The 16,798-nt window shown below is 70.3% G+C and carries 15 protein-coding genes, 1 tRNA gene and 1 pseudogene; 10 read left to right on the top strand and 7 right to left on the bottom strand.

Annotated elements, in window-relative coordinates:
• Positions 1 to 19: 19 nt before the first annotated feature.
• A complete protein-coding gene (locus tag ABZ117_RS01965; RefSeq protein WP_356816409.1) occupies positions 20 to 436 on the top strand; it encodes a hypothetical protein in 417 nt (138 codons plus the stop codon).
• A gap of 552 nt (positions 437 to 988) precedes the next feature.
• Positions 989 to 1,186 (top strand): hypothetical protein, encoded by a 198-nt coding sequence (locus tag ABZ117_RS01960; RefSeq protein ID WP_356816408.1) that lies wholly within the window; start codon positions 989 to 991, stop codon positions 1,184 to 1,186.
• A gap of 469 nt (positions 1,187 to 1,655) precedes the next feature.
• Here the strand turns inward: ABZ117_RS01960 and ABZ117_RS01955 are convergent, their stop codons facing one another.
• Together ABZ117_RS01955 and ABZ117_RS01950 are read right to left on the bottom strand one after the other, a co-directional pair.
• Positions 1,656 to 1,880: a cold shock domain-containing protein gene (locus ABZ117_RS01955; protein WP_356816407.1), complete on the bottom strand. Its 225-nt coding sequence runs from the start codon at positions 1,878 to 1,880 to the stop codon at positions 1,656 to 1,658.
• Between the two features lie 231 nt (positions 1,881 to 2,111).
• Complete coding sequence (locus tag ABZ117_RS01950) at positions 2,112 to 2,576, bottom strand: hypothetical protein (RefSeq protein WP_356816406.1); 465 nt, start codon at positions 2,574 to 2,576, stop codon at positions 2,112 to 2,114.
• Positions 2,577 to 3,047: 471 nt separating this feature from the next.
• Here ABZ117_RS01950 and ABZ117_RS01945 point away from each other — a divergent pair, with 471 nt between their 5' ends.
• From ABZ117_RS01945 to ABZ117_RS01935, 3 genes are all read left to right on the top strand, one after another.
• Positions 3,048 to 3,323: a hypothetical protein gene (locus ABZ117_RS01945; RefSeq protein ID WP_356816405.1), complete on the top strand. Its 276-nt coding sequence runs from the start codon at positions 3,048 to 3,050 to the stop codon at positions 3,321 to 3,323.
• A gap of 505 nt (positions 3,324 to 3,828) precedes the next feature.
• Positions 3,829 to 4,068, top strand: a complete 240-nt coding sequence (locus ABZ117_RS01940; RefSeq protein WP_356816404.1) for a hypothetical protein — start codon at positions 3,829 to 3,831, stop codon at positions 4,066 to 4,068.
• 259 nt (positions 4,069 to 4,327) lie between these two features.
• A complete protein-coding gene (locus tag ABZ117_RS01935; RefSeq protein WP_356816403.1) occupies positions 4,328 to 4,807 on the top strand; it encodes an SMI1/KNR4 family protein in 480 nt (159 codons plus the stop codon).
• Between the two features lie 563 nt (positions 4,808 to 5,370).
• On the opposite strand, the gene ABZ117_RS01930 is transcribed toward ABZ117_RS01935, so the two are convergent.
• Positions 5,371 to 5,446: transfer RNA gene (locus tag ABZ117_RS01930), tRNA-Arg, on the bottom strand.
• A gap of 322 nt (positions 5,447 to 5,768) precedes the next feature.
• On the opposite strand from ABZ117_RS01930, the gene ABZ117_RS01925 reads away from it, so the two are divergent.
• The 4 genes from ABZ117_RS01925 (at position 5,769) to ABZ117_RS01910 (ending at position 12,530) form a co-directional block, all read left to right on the top strand.
• Positions 5,769 to 7,376 (top strand): dynamin family protein, encoded by a 1,608-nt coding sequence (locus ABZ117_RS01925; RefSeq protein ID WP_356816402.1) that lies wholly within the window; start codon positions 5,769 to 5,771, stop codon positions 7,374 to 7,376.
• A 3-nt stretch (positions 7,377 to 7,379) separates the two neighbouring features.
• A complete protein-coding gene (locus ABZ117_RS01920; protein ID WP_356816401.1) occupies positions 7,380 to 9,974 on the top strand; it encodes a YfjP family GTPase in 2,595 nt (864 codons plus the stop codon).
• A gap of 344 nt (positions 9,975 to 10,318) precedes the next feature.
• Positions 10,319 to 10,795 carry a single-stranded DNA-binding protein gene (locus ABZ117_RS01915; protein WP_356816400.1) on the top strand — a complete coding sequence of 159 codons (477 nt, stop codon included), beginning with the start codon at positions 10,319 to 10,321 and terminating at the stop codon, positions 10,793 to 10,795.
• 376 nt (positions 10,796 to 11,171) lie between these two features.
• Complete coding sequence (locus ABZ117_RS01910) at positions 11,172 to 12,530, top strand: Cys-Gln thioester bond-forming surface protein (RefSeq protein ID WP_356816640.1); 1,359 nt, start codon at positions 11,172 to 11,174, stop codon at positions 12,528 to 12,530.
• Between the two features lie 49 nt (positions 12,531 to 12,579).
• On the opposite strand, the gene ABZ117_RS01905 is transcribed toward ABZ117_RS01910, so the two are convergent.
• From ABZ117_RS01905 to ABZ117_RS01890, 4 genes are all read right to left on the bottom strand, one after another.
• Positions 12,580 to 13,785, bottom strand: a complete 1,206-nt coding sequence (locus ABZ117_RS01905; RefSeq protein WP_356816399.1) for a cellulose-binding domain-containing protein — start codon at positions 13,783 to 13,785, stop codon at positions 12,580 to 12,582.
• A gap of 122 nt (positions 13,786 to 13,907) precedes the next feature.
• A complete protein-coding gene (locus ABZ117_RS01900; RefSeq protein ID WP_356816398.1) occupies positions 13,908 to 14,579 on the bottom strand; it encodes a lytic polysaccharide monooxygenase in 672 nt (223 codons plus the stop codon).
• 312 nt (positions 14,580 to 14,891) lie between these two features.
• Positions 14,892 to 16,172 (bottom strand): site-specific integrase, encoded by a 1,281-nt coding sequence (locus ABZ117_RS01895; RefSeq protein WP_356816397.1) that lies wholly within the window; start codon positions 16,170 to 16,172, stop codon positions 14,892 to 14,894.
• Positions 16,172 to 16,369 carry a helix-turn-helix domain-containing protein gene (locus ABZ117_RS01890; protein WP_067314647.1) on the bottom strand — a complete coding sequence of 66 codons (198 nt, stop codon included), beginning with the start codon at positions 16,367 to 16,369 and terminating at the stop codon, positions 16,172 to 16,174. The genes ABZ117_RS01895 and ABZ117_RS01890 overlap by 1 nt, the downstream gene beginning before the upstream one ends.
• A 13-nt stretch (positions 16,370 to 16,382) precedes the next feature.
• Between ABZ117_RS01890 and ABZ117_RS01885 the strand changes: the two are divergent.
• Positions 16,383 to 16,661 (top strand): annotated as a pseudogene (locus ABZ117_RS01885) (NUDIX domain-containing protein); the annotation flags it as partial.
• Positions 16,662 to 16,798 lie beyond the last annotated feature (137 nt).

Genomic DNA, 16,798 nt, shown 5'->3' with positions numbered 1-16,798 from the left:
ACGCTGGGATCAGAAGAGAATGGACACCTACGCGTCCTACGCGAACAGCTTGAAACTTCAGATCAACATCGCCCAGCGCATAGGGGCCGCAAGGGGGTTCCAGCACGCTGTGGACCCGCTGGATCCGGAGCGGGGCCTAGCACAGCTCGCCGAGGCCGAGGCGCGGCGTGCAGCCGAGTGGGAAACGGTGCTACTCGTTGGGGATGCTGAGACCATAGCGGCGGCTCGTAAGTGGCATGAAGCAGTGTGGAACGTCGAACTTTATGCTCGCGGCCTGAAGGACGACCCAGCCGGCTGGGAGAGGGCAATCGGGCAGATGAGCCGAGCACGTGATGACTTCTATGCACTCGCACGGCGTGACCTGGGCATCTTGGGGCCCCCTCCACCGTCCGGCAACTGGCCTCGTGTCTGGCAGCAGCAAGACGAAACGAACTGAGAGCAACCCGGTGAGGAAACCGGACGCACCTACTTTGGCGCAGCGTGAAGACCCCGACCTCAGCATTTCCGCTGGTGACGGAGCCCTTCGGCATCTCATGCAGGGTGCCCCCCGGCAGGATTCGAACCTGCGACACCCGCTTAGGAGAGAGGGTGGGGCGCCTGGGCGGTGACCTGCGGTTCACTGGCCGAGCTAGTCAGCCCGGATGAAGCTGCTAGCCACCCCTCTTGACCGTGACTGACCCCCGCATCTGGCAAGGCGGTGGCACGCGGCCGCCTGCCTCGTACACAAGCAGTGGACCAACACCGGGGGGTCTACGAGGAACGTAACCTGAAGGGCCGTGCCGAGGGCGAGACGCGTGCCGTGCCGGGGCATCCCCCTGACGCGCATTCTGCGGCAGCACCTCGAGGACGAGCAGCTCAAGCCGGGGGTCTGCTGTTCCAGGGCGGGACGGGCGGCGTCCTCGCGGGTTCGGTCATCCGCCGGGCGTGGTGCAGCCCGCGCAAGGCCGTCCTGCCCCCTCGCGTCTTCGAGTCGCCCACCAGGAGGCGGGTGTACGACAACCGGCACACGCGCCTCACGAAGTGGCTCAACGACGGGATCCCGCCCGCCCAGGTTGCCGACTGGGCCGGGAACTGCGTGCCGGCGCTGCTGGCCACTTACGCACGGTGCGTCGAGGGGCAGCTGCCTGACCTGAAACGGCGCCTGGAGGCCGCTGGAGATCTCCCCGAGCCGGCCGGCGGAGACTGACGCTTCCCGCCGAAAACTTCGACACGTATTCGACACAGCCACCCGCGAGAAGCCGGTGACAACCGGACGGCCCCGGAACCTCCCCATGATCGTCGGGGAGTGTCCGGGGCTCGCCGTGGCGAGTGAAACGCGCCCTGACCAGCAAAAATGCCCTCCCATAGGAAGGCGGAGACTTGCGCCCCCGGCAGGACTCGAACCTGCGGCCAAGCGCTTAGAAGATGCGGGCACCACCCTGCGGTGCCTTCGGATGGGTCAGCGTCATTGCCGCGACTGACCGCTGACGATCACCGCCGTCCGCCGTCGTTGCCGTCAGCGCTGCCGTCACTGCCGTCGGCGACGTCGCTGTGTGACCACCGCATTAGAAGTTCGATCAACCGGGCGCTACTGCATGCTGCGATAAGGGGTGTGGTGGCGTAGTGGACCGCTGGAGGCCGTGGACGTACGCCGCCGTTGATGTCAGCCGTGGATGTCAGGCGGGCCAAGGCACGATGCTCACGGCGCGGTAGTCGTACCCGTCCTGCTTGAAGCCGGGGGCCTCCCATGCGAGGTCGACCTGCTGTCCGGGCGACAGAGTGCGGAAGCCGGTCGCCTGAATGTCGGAGTAGTGGCCGAAGCAGCCGCCGGGGGTTTCGGGGGAGTCGAGGACGCCCCACCCTTCCTCGTCGTCCCACTTGCGGACGGTTGCGATCACCATGGACGGAACCTTACGGCTTTCCTTGCTGCGATGAGCTTGGCACCTCAGCTCGGGAAGCTGCGGGCCTTTGGGACCGGCTTCGGCGCTGACCTGGATGAACGGTTCGCTCGGGGGCCTTCGACGGGTGCTGCCCCAGTCACCGTGGTTCCCCGCTGTTTCCCGCGCGATCTGGTGCGGTTGTGGTGCGATCCGTCGATGTTCGGAATCAGCTCAGAGGCCTGTGCAAGTACCTCAAAGGTGCTGCTTCGCTGAGCCGACGAGTCGGCTGATGTTGTCACGGGTCCGTGCTCTCAGCTCGTCCAGCTCAGCCCTGGCGTCCGCCTTCGGCAGCTCCGTGATGTCCGCAAGCACGTCTTCCGCGGTCCGGCTCAGCCGGTCGTCATCCGTCAGCATCTGCACCCGGAATAGGGCCTCCTGGGCGCTGGAGCGCAAGTCGTAGGCGCGGATGCGCACCGTGTCGGGGTTCTCCGGTGGTGGCGGCTCATGCTCACAGAACCACAGATGGACCAGGCAACGGCGATAGTTGACCAGCGCGCCGGCGTAGGCGGAGTAGGCATCGAGTCGCTCCTGCCGAAGCTTCTCGCGGCGGGTGAACTGATGGCTCCTGTCGGTGGTGCGCTGCTGGAACGCCAGGGTGATCCCCGACCCAAGCAGGGTTCCGAGAACGGCTATGGCGCTGGCGATGATGGACTCCACGCCTCAAGCTGATCACGTCTCGCCGCCATGGGTGGGCCGCTGGCCCAACTTCGGCGTCAAGTCGGCGATGCCATCGGCATCACTGACGCCGATGGCATGACCTTCTGATCCGTAGCTCTAGAGAGATGGGTCGGAGACGGTCATACGGGTTGCTTGGAGGCCCATGACGGCCGGTGCGGGGTGCTGCCGGTTGCTTGGGTTGCTGTACCTCGCTGCTGTACCGCAACTCACGGCAGCCATCCCGTTGTCCGTCTCCCCTGTTAGCGTGCCTGGCGGGATGAGACCGGTCAGAGAACCTTCGAGGTCCGCGGTCAAGGGGGGTGGGCACGGCGCTCGGGCTGGTCTGAGGTCAGCACCTCTGGGGCTCTAGTTCCTCGTACATGCGGACGTGCAGTGAGGCACACTGGTGCCTCCGTGAGCGTGAGGGGGACCGTGGGTAATCCGTATCTCAACGCACCGATCCGGGCGCGCATGTACTCATCCACCGTGCACAAGGCGGTCTGGATCGTGGTCGTCGTGGCGTCCGCTGGTCTGCTGGCGCCGCCGCTGTTCTTTATAGCGGCGAAGAAGCGGGTCGTCGCCATGTACGTGCCCGCTCTGTACGCCGTCTTCGCCTGGGGCACGCCGATCGCCGCGTCCCTGGTCGGCAACGCGAAGAACTGGTCGGGCGGCGTATTGGTCTTTGCGTTGATCGTCGCGGCCGTCCACGCTGCGATCCTGGACACTGATTGGAAGGCCGGCCGCTAGGACGGGAAGGAGGCTACCGTGATTGGGCTCGCGATCTCGCTGGTGCGGCTGATGCTGCGCCTGACCTTCGGGATGATCGACATGATGTTCTGGATGTGCACCCTTGGGAAGGTGGACCCGAGGACTCGCAGGTTCGTTTAGAGCCTGGCCTCTGTACGCCTGCTACCTCGATCCGAACTACGGGCGGGGAGGTCGTTGAGGTCTCGCGACCTGATCGCAGGGGTGGCAACGGTTCGCCATAGTGTCTCAACTCACCTTTGTGTGCGCGGCGTTCACCTCTTGCCGTCTGCTACATTCGAAGCATCAGGTGTCCTACGACGTACGGGATGCCGCCTCGTGAGAAACGCGGGACGTAACACCAAGTCGGCGCCCCTCCGAGGAGCTTCACCACTGCTTTGAGAGCTGAACGTCGGCAGATCTCAGGCCAACACCCAAATTTGGGTGGTTGGGCTGAGGTCTGCTTTTTTCGGTCCAACCACCTTCCCTACAGGAAGGAAACGGATCGTTGAGCACCCAGTCGGCACCCCCGACGATCGGCATGAGGGTCCTGTACATCACGATTGCAGCGCTGCTGTCCGCGGTCGTGGCTCTCATCGCGGGGATCCTCATTAGGACCACCGGGGTTTCTCTGGCGCAGGCCGTTCTGTACGGCGGTGGGGCCTTCATCGCCGTCATGACGCTGTCCCTCGCGGTGCTCACGGTTCTGGGACTCCGTGAGCACCGAACGGATCCCGCACTGACGTAGCGGGCGGCGGACGGACCCAGTCAAGCGCCGCTGCCCGCTACCTGGAGCACGAGTTTGGAAGATCGCGTATGCGGATGTGCGGTGACCTGGCGAGGCGCTGAACTGCGCGGTTCTGGGCTGGTTGCCGTGGCTCCCCGCTGTTCCCCGTGCGATACCCGCTCATCGGGCACGCAGGGGGCACGGTCGAGCCCTCTCCCAGTGTTCGACTCCGGTCTTGGAGGGCATGGCGTCCACGGCTCCGAATTGGGAGGCTGAGCCGGTGACTGATGATGAGATTCTGGAGGCGCTGTGTACCGTAGCTCAGGCGCGTCCCTTGCCCCCGCCTGCATCACCGGAGGCTGTTGCCGAGGCGGAACGAGTCATCGGGTTCCCGGTGCCTCCGCTCCTGCGGCGTCTGTACACCGAAGTCGCCAACGGAGGATTCGGCCCCGATGAGGGGATCCTGGGCGTGAGCGGCGGGCGCCCCCAGGGCAACTTCTGTGACATCGTCGAGCCGTACCAGGACGGCCCGGATCCGTCCGGCCGTATCCCTGCCGGTTTGGTGCTGATCTACGACTGGGGCTGCACCATCTGGTCGCTGGTCGACTTCCGTGATCCTGCAGGTCCCATGTGGTGCAACCACGAGGGAGAGCTCTGGCCCGCAGGCATCACTCTCGGGGAATGGCTGATCGCTACATCGGCGGGGACCCTGACGGTAGAGACGCTGCTGGAGGGTCAACCCCGTTCGCACATCATCTAGCCAGTCCGCCGCTTCCCGACCACCTCCACCACCACTCTCCCCAGCTCCCATCCCGTCCGCCGTCGACCCACACACCGTGGAGCGGGCGTGGTTCCTGGCGTCCAGGTGGAGCGCGCCACTGTACGAACGACCTGGACGCCAGGGGCCGCGTCTGCTCGGCTCTGCCTGGGTCGACGGTGGACGGGATGGGAGCACCCCGCGCACGCCACTACGTCCCCGCAGTCGGCGACGGCGCCCCCTCCATCCCGGTGCCGGCCGATCCCCCGCCGGAGGCATCGCCCTGACCGTGGGCAGCGCTCCGCGGTGCTCGACTCATGGCCACCGGCCCTATCCACATGTGGGCGCGCGTCGGCGCAGCGCGGGCGGAGCGGGCCGAAGGCAGGAGCGTCGCCCGCAGCGGAGCCGGGAAGCGCGCCCGGCGGAGCGGAGCGCAGCCGGGGCTTGACAGGCTGGGGAATCTGCTGGCCGAAGAGTGACGGGCCCGTTGCCGTCAGCGTTGCCGTCAGAGACACGAAACGCCCTGGAGGGAAGATCCCCTCCGGGGCGTTTTTGCAGGTAGCAGGTGGCGCCCCCGGCAGGACTCGAACCTGCGGCCAAGCGCTTAGAAGGCGCCTGCTCTATCCACTGAGCTACGGGGGCCGGGTGGGGTGGCCTCGTGACCGGTGCCCTGGTGGGGGCTGATCCGTGACGGTGCCGGGGTCAAGGATAGGGCTCCCGGTTCCTTGACCCTGTCGCTTCCCCTCCGTGGCTCGATGTGGAGGTTCGGTGAAGCGGTCCTGATAATCGCAGGCAGGTGCGAATCGTGCACCGTTTTTGGCGGCCTGTGCCACCGGGTGTTGTGCACTCGTTATGCCTCGACTGCGCCCGTGTCCCAGTCGTCCCCTGCGTCCGTTCTGTCCCGTCGGCACGCAGACATGTCTATATGCTTCAGAATTCCCCTGAAATTGGGCATTCTTCACATGTGGTGACCTTGGACGTACGGCCTCAGCTGCTCGACACACTTTCCGCTCTGCGCGACCGTGTCGCCGCCGCACGCTTTCCGCTGCCCCTGGCCGGGGCCCCACGCGCGCGTGCCAACCGCGACGAACTCCTCGCGCAGCTCGACGACTACCTCGTACCCCGGCTGCGGGAACCCGAGGCGCCGCTGCTCGCCGTCGTCGGCGGTTCCACGGGCGCGGGGAAGTCGACGCTCGTCAACTCGCTCGTCGGCCGCCGGGTGAGCGAGGCCGGTGTGCTCCGGCCGACCACCCGGACGCCGGTGCTGGTCTGCCATCCGGAGGACCATCACTGGTTCAGCGGCATGCGCGTGCTTCCCGATCTGACGCGCGTGTGGGTGCCCCACCAGGACCCCGTCGACGATTTCATGCCCCCCGGAGAGGAACCCGGACGTCTGCTGCGCGTCGAGTCCGCCGACTCCCTCCCGCGCGGGCTCGCGCTCCTCGACGCCCCCGACATCGACTCCCTGCTCGCGGACCACCGCGTCCTCGCGGCCGAACTGATCTGCGCCGCCGACATCTGGATCATGGTCACGACGGCCGCCCGCTACGCCGACGCCGTCCCCTGGCATCTGTTGCGTACCGCCAAGGAGTACGACGCCGCCCTCGTCACCGTCCTGGACCGGGTGCCCCACCAGGTCGTCTCGGAGGTCTCCCGGCAGTACGGCGCCCTGCTCACCAAGGCCGGTCTCGGTCACGTACCCCGCTTCACCGTGCCGGAGCTGCCCGAGTCCGCCTGGGGTGCCGGCCTGCTGCCCGCCACCGCCGTCGCGCCCCTGAAGAGCTGGCTCACCCAGCACGCCCAGGATCCCGCCGCCCGGCAGTACGTCATGGCCCGTACCGCCCACGGCGTCCTCGACTCGCTCAAGGCGCGCATGCCCGAGCTGGCCGGCGCCGCCGCCGCCCAGTACGCGGCGGCCCTCCGGCTCACCTCTGCCGTGGAGACCGCCTACGACCGCGAGCACGAGCGGGTACGGGGCCGCCTCCAGGCCGGCGCCGTACTCGCCGGGGACGCCCTCAAACGCTGGCGCGCCTTCCCCCTGGACTGCACAGCAGGGGAACTCCTCGACGCCCTCGTGGAGAGCCTCGCGGCCCTGCTGCTGTGTGCCGTCACCGCCGCCGACGAGCGCGTCGACGACGTCTGGCGGCGCGAGCCGGCCGCTGGCGCCCCCGGTCTCATCGGCCGCGACGTGTCCCTGGAGAACGCCGAGCACCGTATCGGCCTGGCGGTACGGCGCTGGCGGCGGGAGCTGGAGGAGTACGCCGAGGACGAGGTACGGGACCTGGACCGCACCGGCGCCCCCGACTCGGAGGCCGTCGCCGCCCTGGTCGCCACGGCGGTGCTGGGCGGGCGCCGGGCGCGTACCGCCGGGGAGGGACTCGCCCAACGGATCGGCGCCCATGGCGCGCTGCGGCTGCGGGACCGGGCCGGACGGCTGCTCATCGAGCACGTGGACCGGGTCGTGCACGCCGAACGGGAGCGGCGCCTCGCCCCGCTGGACGCCCTGGACGTCCATCCCGAGCACCAGGCCGAACTCATCGCCGCGCTGTCGGTACTTCAGAAGGAGAGGTGAGCGGTGACCGCCGTCACTGACCAGGACCACACCGAACACACCGACCACATGAGGCGCGGCGATCACGGCAGCGGCCATGGCAGCGATCACGGCAGCAGCCAGGGCAGTGACAGTGGCGGCACCCGGTCCACGGAGCACAGCGGTCGCGCCGGCACGGCGCCTGCGGACGACGCCACGACCGCCGGGATCGCCGCGCGCGCAGACGGCCCCGCACACGGACGCGCGAGCCGCGCGGAGGGCAGCCGTGGCGATGACGGTCCCGGCAGCGACCACCGCACCGCGAACCCCGGCTCCCGGCCCACCGCCGTCAGCGTCTGCGCCCTCGGCGTCCCCGAGGACATCGAGGACATCGAGGACATCGAGAGGGGAGACGCCGGCGGGAACGGGGAGCGCAGGCGAGGCGGAGGCGAGGTCACGGACCGGGACGGCGGCGGCGAGGGCAACGGCCACGGTGACGGCCGCGGCGAAGGTGAGCAGGAGGACGACGGCGGCAAGAGCAAGGGCAAGGACAAGGGCAAGGAGACCGTCGGCGGGCAGCACGCGCGCGTGACGGACGAGAACGCCGACCGCGAGAGTCCCGCGCGCGTGCACAGCGAGAACACCGACCGTGAGCGACACGCGCGCGGGGCCGGCGCGGGCGAGATCGCCTGTGTCCCCCGCCCGCACCCCCACTCGCCGAGGCCCCGCCCCGCGGCGGAAGCCAAGCCGGGCACCGGCAGCGGAACGGGTACCAGCACCGGCACCGGCACCGAAACCGGCAGCGGAACCGGCAGCGACACCGGCACCCACACGAAGACGCAGGCGAAGACGAAGGCGAACACCGGCACGAACCCGAGCACCACCCCCGGCCGGGACGCGGCAGCCGAGGCGGAGTCCCAGGAGGCCTGGGACGACGGTCTCATCGCCCGGCGCGTCACCGAGGCCAACGCCGCCGCCCTCGCCGCCGACCGCGCCTCCGCGATCGAGCCCGCACACCGCGGCCCGGCCGGCCACATCCCGGCCCCGCTGGCCTACGACGGCCCCCTGCGCTCCCGCCTGGACGCCCTGCGGGAACTCGTCGGGCTGTCCCGCACCCGCCTGGACAGCCACACCCTCGCCGAGGCGGGCCGGGTGCTGGACGAGGCCGCTGCCCGCCGCAAGCTGTCCGGCCGGCACACCGTCGTCGCCCTCGCCGGGGCCACCGGCAGCGGCAAGTCCCAGCTGTTCAACGCCCTCGCGGGCGTGCCCATCTCGGAGACCGGCGTACGACGCCCCACCACCGCCGCGCCCATCGCGTGCAGCTGGAGCGACGGCGCGGCGGGCCTCATCGACCGGCTGGGCATCCCGGGCCGGCTGCGCCGCAGGCCGCTGCACAACCAGGAGAGCGAGGCGCAGCTGCGCGGACTGGTCCTGATCGACCTGCCCGACCACGACTCCGCGGCCGTACAGCACCGCGAACAGGTCGACCGGATCCTGAAGCTGGTCGACGCGGTGATCTGGGTGGTCGACCCCGAGAAGTACGCCGACGCCATCCTCCACGAGCGCTATCTGCGCCCCATGTCCGGTCACGCCGAGGTCATGTTCATCGTCCTGAACCAGGTGGACCGGCTGCCCGGCGACGCCGCCGACCAGGTCCTGGACGACCTGCGACGGCTGCTGGACGAGGACGGCATCGCACTCGGCGAGTACGGCGAACCGGGCGCCACGGTGCTCGCGCTGTCCGCCCTCACCGGCGAGGGCGTCGGTGATCTGCGCGAGTCGCTCGGTGAGTTCGTGGCGGAACGCGGCGCGGCGGCCCGCCGGGTGGCGGCCGACCTGGACGCCGCAGCGGCCGAGCTGCGGCCCGTCTACGCCACCGGGCGGCGGGTCGGCCTGACCGAGGAGGCGCGTGAGGAGTTCGCCGCGCGGCTGGCGGACGCGGTGGGCGCCACGGCGGCGGGCGAGGCCGCCGAGCGCGCCTGGCTGCGGAACGCCAACCGCGCGTGCGGCACGCCGTGGCTGCGGCTGTGGCGCTGGTACCACGGCCGCGGCGAGTCCACCACGGGCCGCATCCCGGTGCGCACCCAGGCGGACGAGGAGGCCACGGCCCGCCAACGGGTGGAACAGGCGGTCCGTACGGTCTCCGAGCGCGCCTCGGCCGGGCTGCCCACGCCCTGGGCGCAGGCGGTGCGCGAGGCGGCCGTGCGCGGCTCCCAGGGGCTGTCCGAGGCGTTGGACGACCTGGCGGCGCGGGCGGGCCTCCCGCCGGGCCGGCCGCCGCGGCCGGGCTGGTGGCCGATGGCCGTGCTGGTCCAGGCGGCGATGACGCTCCTCCAGGTCGTGGGCGGCCTGTGGCTGGTGGGCCAGATCGCCGGCGTGATGGCGCCCAACCTCGGTGTGCCGGTGCTGCTGATGGTGTGCGGGATCATCGGCGGACCGCTGGTGGAGTGGGGCTGCCGGATGGCGGCCCGCGGCCCCGCACGGCGCTACGGCCAGGAGGCGGAACGCCGGCTGCGGGAGGCGGCGGCGAGTTGCGGCCGGGCCCGGGTGCTGGACCCGGTGGCGGCGGAGCTGCTGCGGTACCGGGAGGTCCGCGAGCAGTACGGCAGGGTCGCGCGGACCGGGGCCGCGGTGGGATGAGCGGGGCGGGGCGGGGCGGCGCTCCTCCCGTGCGAGGCGTCTGGCGGCGCTTCCCGCCCGCGAACAGCGGCGCGGTGGTCACCCGTGCGGGTGGCGGGGTTTTCCACAGACAGATGGTCGTCCACAGCGCTCAGCGGGCCCGGCCCGGCGGAGGCAGTCTGAGGTCACGGCGATCGCACGGCGGGTCCGGCCGGAGACACGGCGGACGGTACGGGCGGTCGGCGGGAGGTGCGGGCGCGTACGGCAGTCGTACGCGCCGGCACGGCAGACGCAGCCGTACGGGACGGGCCCGTAGGCGTGCCCGCCCGGCCGGAAGGGGACGGGCGAGGGAGGGGAACGAGGACATGAACGAGACCATCGTGTGCGTGGTGGGCAACGTGGCGACCCAGCCGGCGTACCGCGAGCTGGCGGCGGGACCGTCGGCGCGATTCCGGCTGGCGGTGACCGCGCGCTACTGGGACCGGGAGAAGAACGCCTGGGCGGACGGGCACACCAACTTCTTCACGGTGTGGGCCAACCGCCAGCTCGCGGTCAACGTGGCCGCGTGTGTGGAGGTGGGCCAGCCCGTCGTCGTCCAGGGCCGGCTGAAGGTGCGCACGGAGCAGCGTGAAGGGCAGCAGCAGTGGACGTCGGCCGACATCGACGCCGTGGCGATCGGCCACGACCTGTCCCGCGGTACGGCGCTCTTCCATCGCGCGGCCAAACCGGAGGCACCGCCGACGGCGAACCGGCCGGAGCCGACCTGGGAGACGCCCCGGCCCGCCGGCCCCGAGCAGGGCGGAGAGGCGCAACGGGTGCGCGAGGAGGTGGCGGTGACGTGACGTCGGACGGGCGTCGCCCGCGGGACCTCAGGGGGACCGCCCGAGACCCGGCCGGCGCTCCGTTCCACACCCCGGCACCCCGGCGCCCGGGTGCGCACGGTGCGCACGGTCTCAACCCCCCGTACGAACCGGTGGATTTGTCGATATGGCCAGCTCATGGGCGGTGCTGGCGATAACGATTCCAGATCGGATCTGCCATCGGATGATCCGACCGGCAGGTGAGGCTCCGCCTGATCCATAGGATGCCGGGGCGTGCCCCTAGGGGCTGCTGATTCTGCTGGTGGGACCGTCCCCCACGTCCAACGGGTCCTGCTCGAAGGGGAATTCTGTGCTTGCTGCGCTCTCTGGCTTCTGCCGGTCCACCGGAGCGGCCCGCCTGGCCGCCGCCACCACGGTGTCCGGCCTCGCGGCAGCCGGCGTGCTGTCCGGCGCCGGTACGGCCGCGGCCGAGGGGACGCCGCAGAGACAGGGCGGGGCCACGGCCACGATCAACGGGCTGAAGACCTACGGCGAGGCCGTGATCCACGGGGACGGCGGCGACCAGCGGGTGTCGGCGGGCTTGTTCGAGATGTCGGTGGACGGCGGCGGCACCTTGCAGACGTACTGCATCGACCTCCACAACCCGACCCAGCGTGACGCCCGGTACCAGGAGACGGCCTGGAGCGGTACGTCGCTGGGCACCAACAGGAGCGCCGGCCGGATCCGCTGGATACTCCAGCACTCCTACCCCCAGGTCAACGACCTCGCCGCGCTCGCACGGCGGGCGGGCACGAGAGGACTGACCGAGCAGGACGCGGCGGCCGGCACCCAGGTGGCCATCTGGCGCTACTCGGACGGAGCGAAGGTCGACGCCGTCGGCCCGCGGGCCGAGAAGCTCGCCGACTACCTGGAGAAGAGCGCCCGGAACACCGCCGAACCGCAGGCCTCGCTGACCCTGGACCCGCCCGCGGTCTCCGGCCGGCCGGGCGATCTGCTCGGACCGGTGACCGTGCACACCAACGCGGGCGCCGTCACGGTGAGTCCGCCGGCGGACGCGGCCGCCGGCGGGGTGCGGATCATCGACAAGACCGGCAAGGTGATCACCTCCGCGAAGGACGGCACCCGGCTGTACGTCGACGTGCCCGAGGACGCGGCGGACGGGACGGCCGAGCTGACCGTGCAGGCGTCCACGACCGTGCCGGTGGGCCGTGCCTTCGCCTCCGAGAGCCGCAGCCAGGCCCAGATCCTGGCCGGTTCCAGCGAGTCCACGGTCTCGGCGGCCGTGACGGCCACCTGGGCCGCCGAGGGCGCCGTACCGGCGGTCTCGGCCCGCAAGAACTGTGCCGAGGGCGGTGTGGACATCGTCGTGGCCGACAAGGGTGACAAGCCGTTCACCTTCGAGCTGATGGGCGCCGAGCACACCATCCCCGCGGGCGCCTCCCGGACGGTGACCGTCCCGCTCCAGGAGGACCAGGCCTACGACTTCACGATCACCGGCCCCCACGGCTTCAGCCACCGCTTCACCGGCGTCCTGGACTGCCGGACCCAGGGAACGGTCACGACCGAGACGGCCCAGCTGCGGAGCGAACCCAGCCCCGCCACGGTGGGCGCCGTCACGGCGGACACCACCGACCTGGCCGCGACGGGCGGTTCGGCGATCACCCCGCTGATCGCGGGCGTGGCCATCGGCCTGGTGGTGATAGGCGGCACGGTGCTGGTGGTGCTGCGCCGCAAGGAGACGACGCCCGGCGCGTGACGGTGCCGGGTGACGGCGCCGACGTGCCGGGTGGGCTCCGTGCGGCCCGTCAGCAGCCGATCGGTGCCGGGCCGGCGGCCACGTCGTCGAACCACAGAGTGTCGTCGCCGGTCCCGTAGCTCTCCCAGCCCAGCCGCAGCGCGGTCGGCCGGGGCGGGACGGTACGGGACAGCCACTGCTGGTCGACGTCCTGCGTCGGTACGCCGTCGACGTGCAGACCCGGCACCTGCTCGTCCCCGAGCCAGGTGTCCAGCCGGGGCGCCTGGGTGTCGACCGCGAACCGCAGGCACTGCCAGCTTCCCGTCGGCAGCGGCCTGCTCAGCGCCACCCCGGCAGGACTCTGCGCCGGGAGCGTGGCGTCGTCGCTCTCCCGGTTCCACTGCAAGGCCCCGTTCTGGCCGCCGACCCGCAGCGCCCGGCCGGACTGGGAGGTGTCCGGCATCGACATGAAGGTCACATGGGAGGCCGGAAGCGCGGTGGTGTGCCGTACCCACATGCGGACGTACAGCACCGGGCCGACCGAAGACAGGTCGGCGGTGGCGGCGACGAAGGCGTGATTGCAGTAGCCGGCCCGGCCGTCCACCCGCAGCGATCTCGTGCCGCTGTGCGCGACGGCGGTGTCGACGGCGGCCGTGCCCGTGCCCTGGCAGTCGGGCGCGGTGAAGCGCCAGTCACCGGACGGCGTGGAGCCGGTCTGGTCCTCGAAGCCGGTGCAGAGGACGGCGGTGCCGCAGCCCGCGGGCGGTGGTGTGGGGGAGGGGGTGCCCGGGGTGGTGGGAGGCGGTGTCGGCGGGGTGGTGCCGTCGCCATCACAGGGCACGCCGTTGAGGCTGAAGCCGGTGGGCGCGGGGTCGGCGGGCTGCCGGGTCCCCTGGAGGCCGAAATCGGCGCCGGCACCGGTGGCCAGTGCCCCGTTCCAGTCCGTGTTGACGGCGGTCACGGAATGGCCGGTCTGGGTGACGGACGCGTTCCAGGCCGAGGTGACGTGCTGGTCGCCGCCGTACGTCCAGGTCAGCCGCCAGCCGGTGAGGGAGGCGCCGAGGTTGGTGACGCGGACCTGGGCGGTGTATCCGCCGGTCCACTCGTCGGCGGTGTAGTCGACCCGGCATCCGGACGCCGCACCGGCGCCGCTCGCGGGCATGGCGACCAGGAGGGACACGGCGAGCGCGAGAGCGGCCGAGGCCACCACCCAGGGGCCGCGCACCCGGGGCCCCCGTCGCAGCCGGAACAGGCATCGCACGAGAGGGGTGAGCATGTGCGCCTCCTGGGCGTACGGACGGAAGAGAGAGGAACGGAGAGGCGGTGCTCCGGCCGGCCGGCCCGGGTGGGGGCCGGCCGACGGGAGCCGTGTCCGGTGGTGGGAGGGGTGCCGCCGGGTCAGCGGAAGTTCACGTCACTGCACAGGAAGTACGTCTGGTCCATGTGCGACGCCTGCCAGATGGTGTAGACGACGTGGCGGCCGGTGTAGCCGGACGTGTGCACGGGGATCGCGTAGTTCTGGCTCGGGGCGTACTTGCCGGTCCGGGTGACCAGTTGCAGATCGTTCCAGGTCAGCGACTGGGTGGTGGGGTCGAAGCCCTGCCGGGTGACGTAGACGAGGAAGTAGTCCGCGCCGTGGCTCGCCTGGTCGTACAGCTTGACGGTGAAGTCGGAGCCGATGTCCGTGGTCTTCCAGGGACCGACGGCGTCGAGGGAGTTGTAGCGCCCGCTCTCGGTCCGGCCGCCGCTGCACAGCTGGCCGTCGGGGACGACGGCCGGGAAGTTGCCGGCGGAACCGTTGCGGTAGAGGCCGTTCCAGTTCCACATGGCGTTGGGATTGGCCTGCCACGCCTGCCAGCACATGGGGTCCTGCTGGGCCATCGCCGGGTTCTGGAAGTCGCTGCCCCAGCGCAGCCAGCAGCCGTAGTTGCGGGAGGCCGGGTCGACCACCGACCCGTGGGCGGAGGCCGTTCCGCCCCAGGTGACCAGGCTGATCAGTACCGCGACGAGAGGACTGAGGAGGAGCAGTGACCGATGCCGCAAGGAACGTACATGCTCATGACAATGCATGACGGGACTCTTTCCGTGGGGGGAGAAGTGCCGGTGTGCGGTGGAGCCACGGGAACATGGTCCGGTCGGGACAACCGAAGCGTGGGAGCGCTCCCGCGCCTCCAGGCTGCGCGGCCCGCCGCGGCACGGCAACAGCTCGTTTGCGCCAAAGCCGAACACCGCCACTGCCCACGGCGAACCCCCAGGTCAGCGTCGCCCGCCCGGACGGGTTTCCCCCCAGGGGTGGCGGTCAGGCAAGATGGGGTGTTACTTGCCAGGGGAGGGCAGGAAAAGGCCCCTCACCAGCAATTTCCTTGCCGATGAGGGGCCGTGTCAGGCGGCTTGGGCCGTCTCTGGGCCGTCACCCGTTTTCGGGCCGTCGTGAGCGTGACCGGCGGCCCGGTACATCGCGGAGATGGCTTTCCGGGTCCGGGTCTCGCTGGATGGCATGAGGTGCGTGTAGACGCGGAGGGTGAATCCGGGGTCACTGTGGCCCAGGTAGAGACTCAGGGCCTTGATGCTCTCCCCGGCGTCCAGGAGCACCGAGGCGTAGAAGTGGCGGAGCGCGTGCATCCCGTGCTCACGGGCAGCTGCGTGACGCTCACCCTTCTCCGGCACCGGGATGATGCCCGCGGAGGCCAGCGCAGGCTTCCACGCCTGGTCGTTGAACCCCTGGCTCCAGATGGCAGCGCCGATGCTGCTCGTGAAGACCAGGCGGTGTGTGACCTTGGGGCCGGTCGGTGTCAGCCAGGGCAAGGTCACCTCGACAGGCGGGAAGCGCTTCATATGCTCGCGGAGCGCGGCCGACACCTCGGGGTCGAGGGGGACGTCACGGAGCTTGCCGCGCTTGGGCGGGGCGAAGACGAGCGTGCCGCGAACCTTCTTCACCTGTTGGCGGACGTACAGCCAGCCGAGATCCCCGATGTTGTCGACGGCCAGGCCGAAGATCTCGCCCTGGCGAAGACCGCATCCGGCGCCGAGGTCGACCATGGCCATGTAGCGCTCGGGGAGGCTAGCCCGTACGCCGAAGACCTGTTCAGCAGACCACGGGTGCACACGTGTCGGCGTCGGACGGGGCGCCTTGACCGATCGGGCCCGGCAGGGGTTCGAGGCCAGCAGACGGTCATCTACGGCCGCGTTGAGTACCGAAGAGACTGCGTCGAAGATGAGGCGCCGGTACTGGGCTGACGCCACGGCGTCTTCCAACTGGCGGTTCCAGTCGCGGATGTGCTCCGGCTGGAACGAGCCGATTGGGCGGGTGCCGAGGTAGGGGAGTGCGTGCAGGCGCAGCCGACCCTCGACGGCAGCCCGGCTCGTCAGGTCGGTCGTGAGCGACGCAAGCCAGCGGTCCGTGTACTCCCGGAACGTTGTCCGGGCCGCTTGCGGGTCGATGTACTGCCCGCGTGCCATGTCGGCTTCGATGTTGGTCAGCCACTTCTCGGCCAACCTCTTCTGCTTGTCGGGGAAGCTCTTGGACTTTTCTGTGCCATCCGGGCCGATGTAGCGGGCCCGGTAGCGCATGCCCGTGCCGTGGCGTTCGGTCTTGACCCGGTGTGGCTTGCCGTTCGCGCCTACCTCGGTCCTGTACCAGCGGTCTTGGATGTGCCCAGCCATCAGGCGGCCTCCCCGAGCTGGGTGTCCACCCAGGCCCGCACGTCGGTCGGGTCAAAGCGGAGATGCCGACCGACACGGAAGCCACGAGGACCAGTGTGCTTGCGGCGCCACTGGTAGACCGTTTCCACACTCGGGAGTTCGAACATTTCGACCAGGTCCTCAGGGGTCAGGAACCGGTTCGGAAGCTCTGCTGCCATGGTCAGCACTCCTGAGGTCCTGGAGGAGACCGGCATCCACGTTGACGTGGACTCACTGACCGGCGTCTACAAGAACCTCACCCGCGGCATCGTGGCCCTCGTCTTCCGCTGCAAGCCCTCCGGCGGCACCGAGCGCACGTCGAGCGAGTCCACGGCTGTTTGCTGGCTCACGCCCGAGGAGGTCAGCGAGCGCATGGCCGAGGTCTTCGCAGTCAGACTCCTGGATGCCTTGGACGGCAACGGCCCTCACGTACGCAGCCACGACGGCAAGCGCCTCATCCCAACGGGATAAAACCTTCTCTCCTTCATCAAGGCGGCTCCGTAAGTTGTTGGGTGGTCCGGAAGGGCGGGGTGTGGCTTAAGGCGGCTTGTCGAGTGTGGCTCGGAGCGAGTGGCCGCCGCGCCCTTCGGGACACCTTGGCTGCTGAT

The sequence above is a fragment of the Streptomyces sp. NPDC006309 genome, assembly GCF_040613095.1.
In the GTDB taxonomy this organism is placed as follows: domain Bacteria; phylum Actinomycetota; class Actinomycetes; order Streptomycetales; family Streptomycetaceae; genus Streptomyces.
The sequence above is the reverse complement of the archived record's forward strand: the minus strand, read 5'-3'. Positions and strand labels throughout refer to the sequence as shown.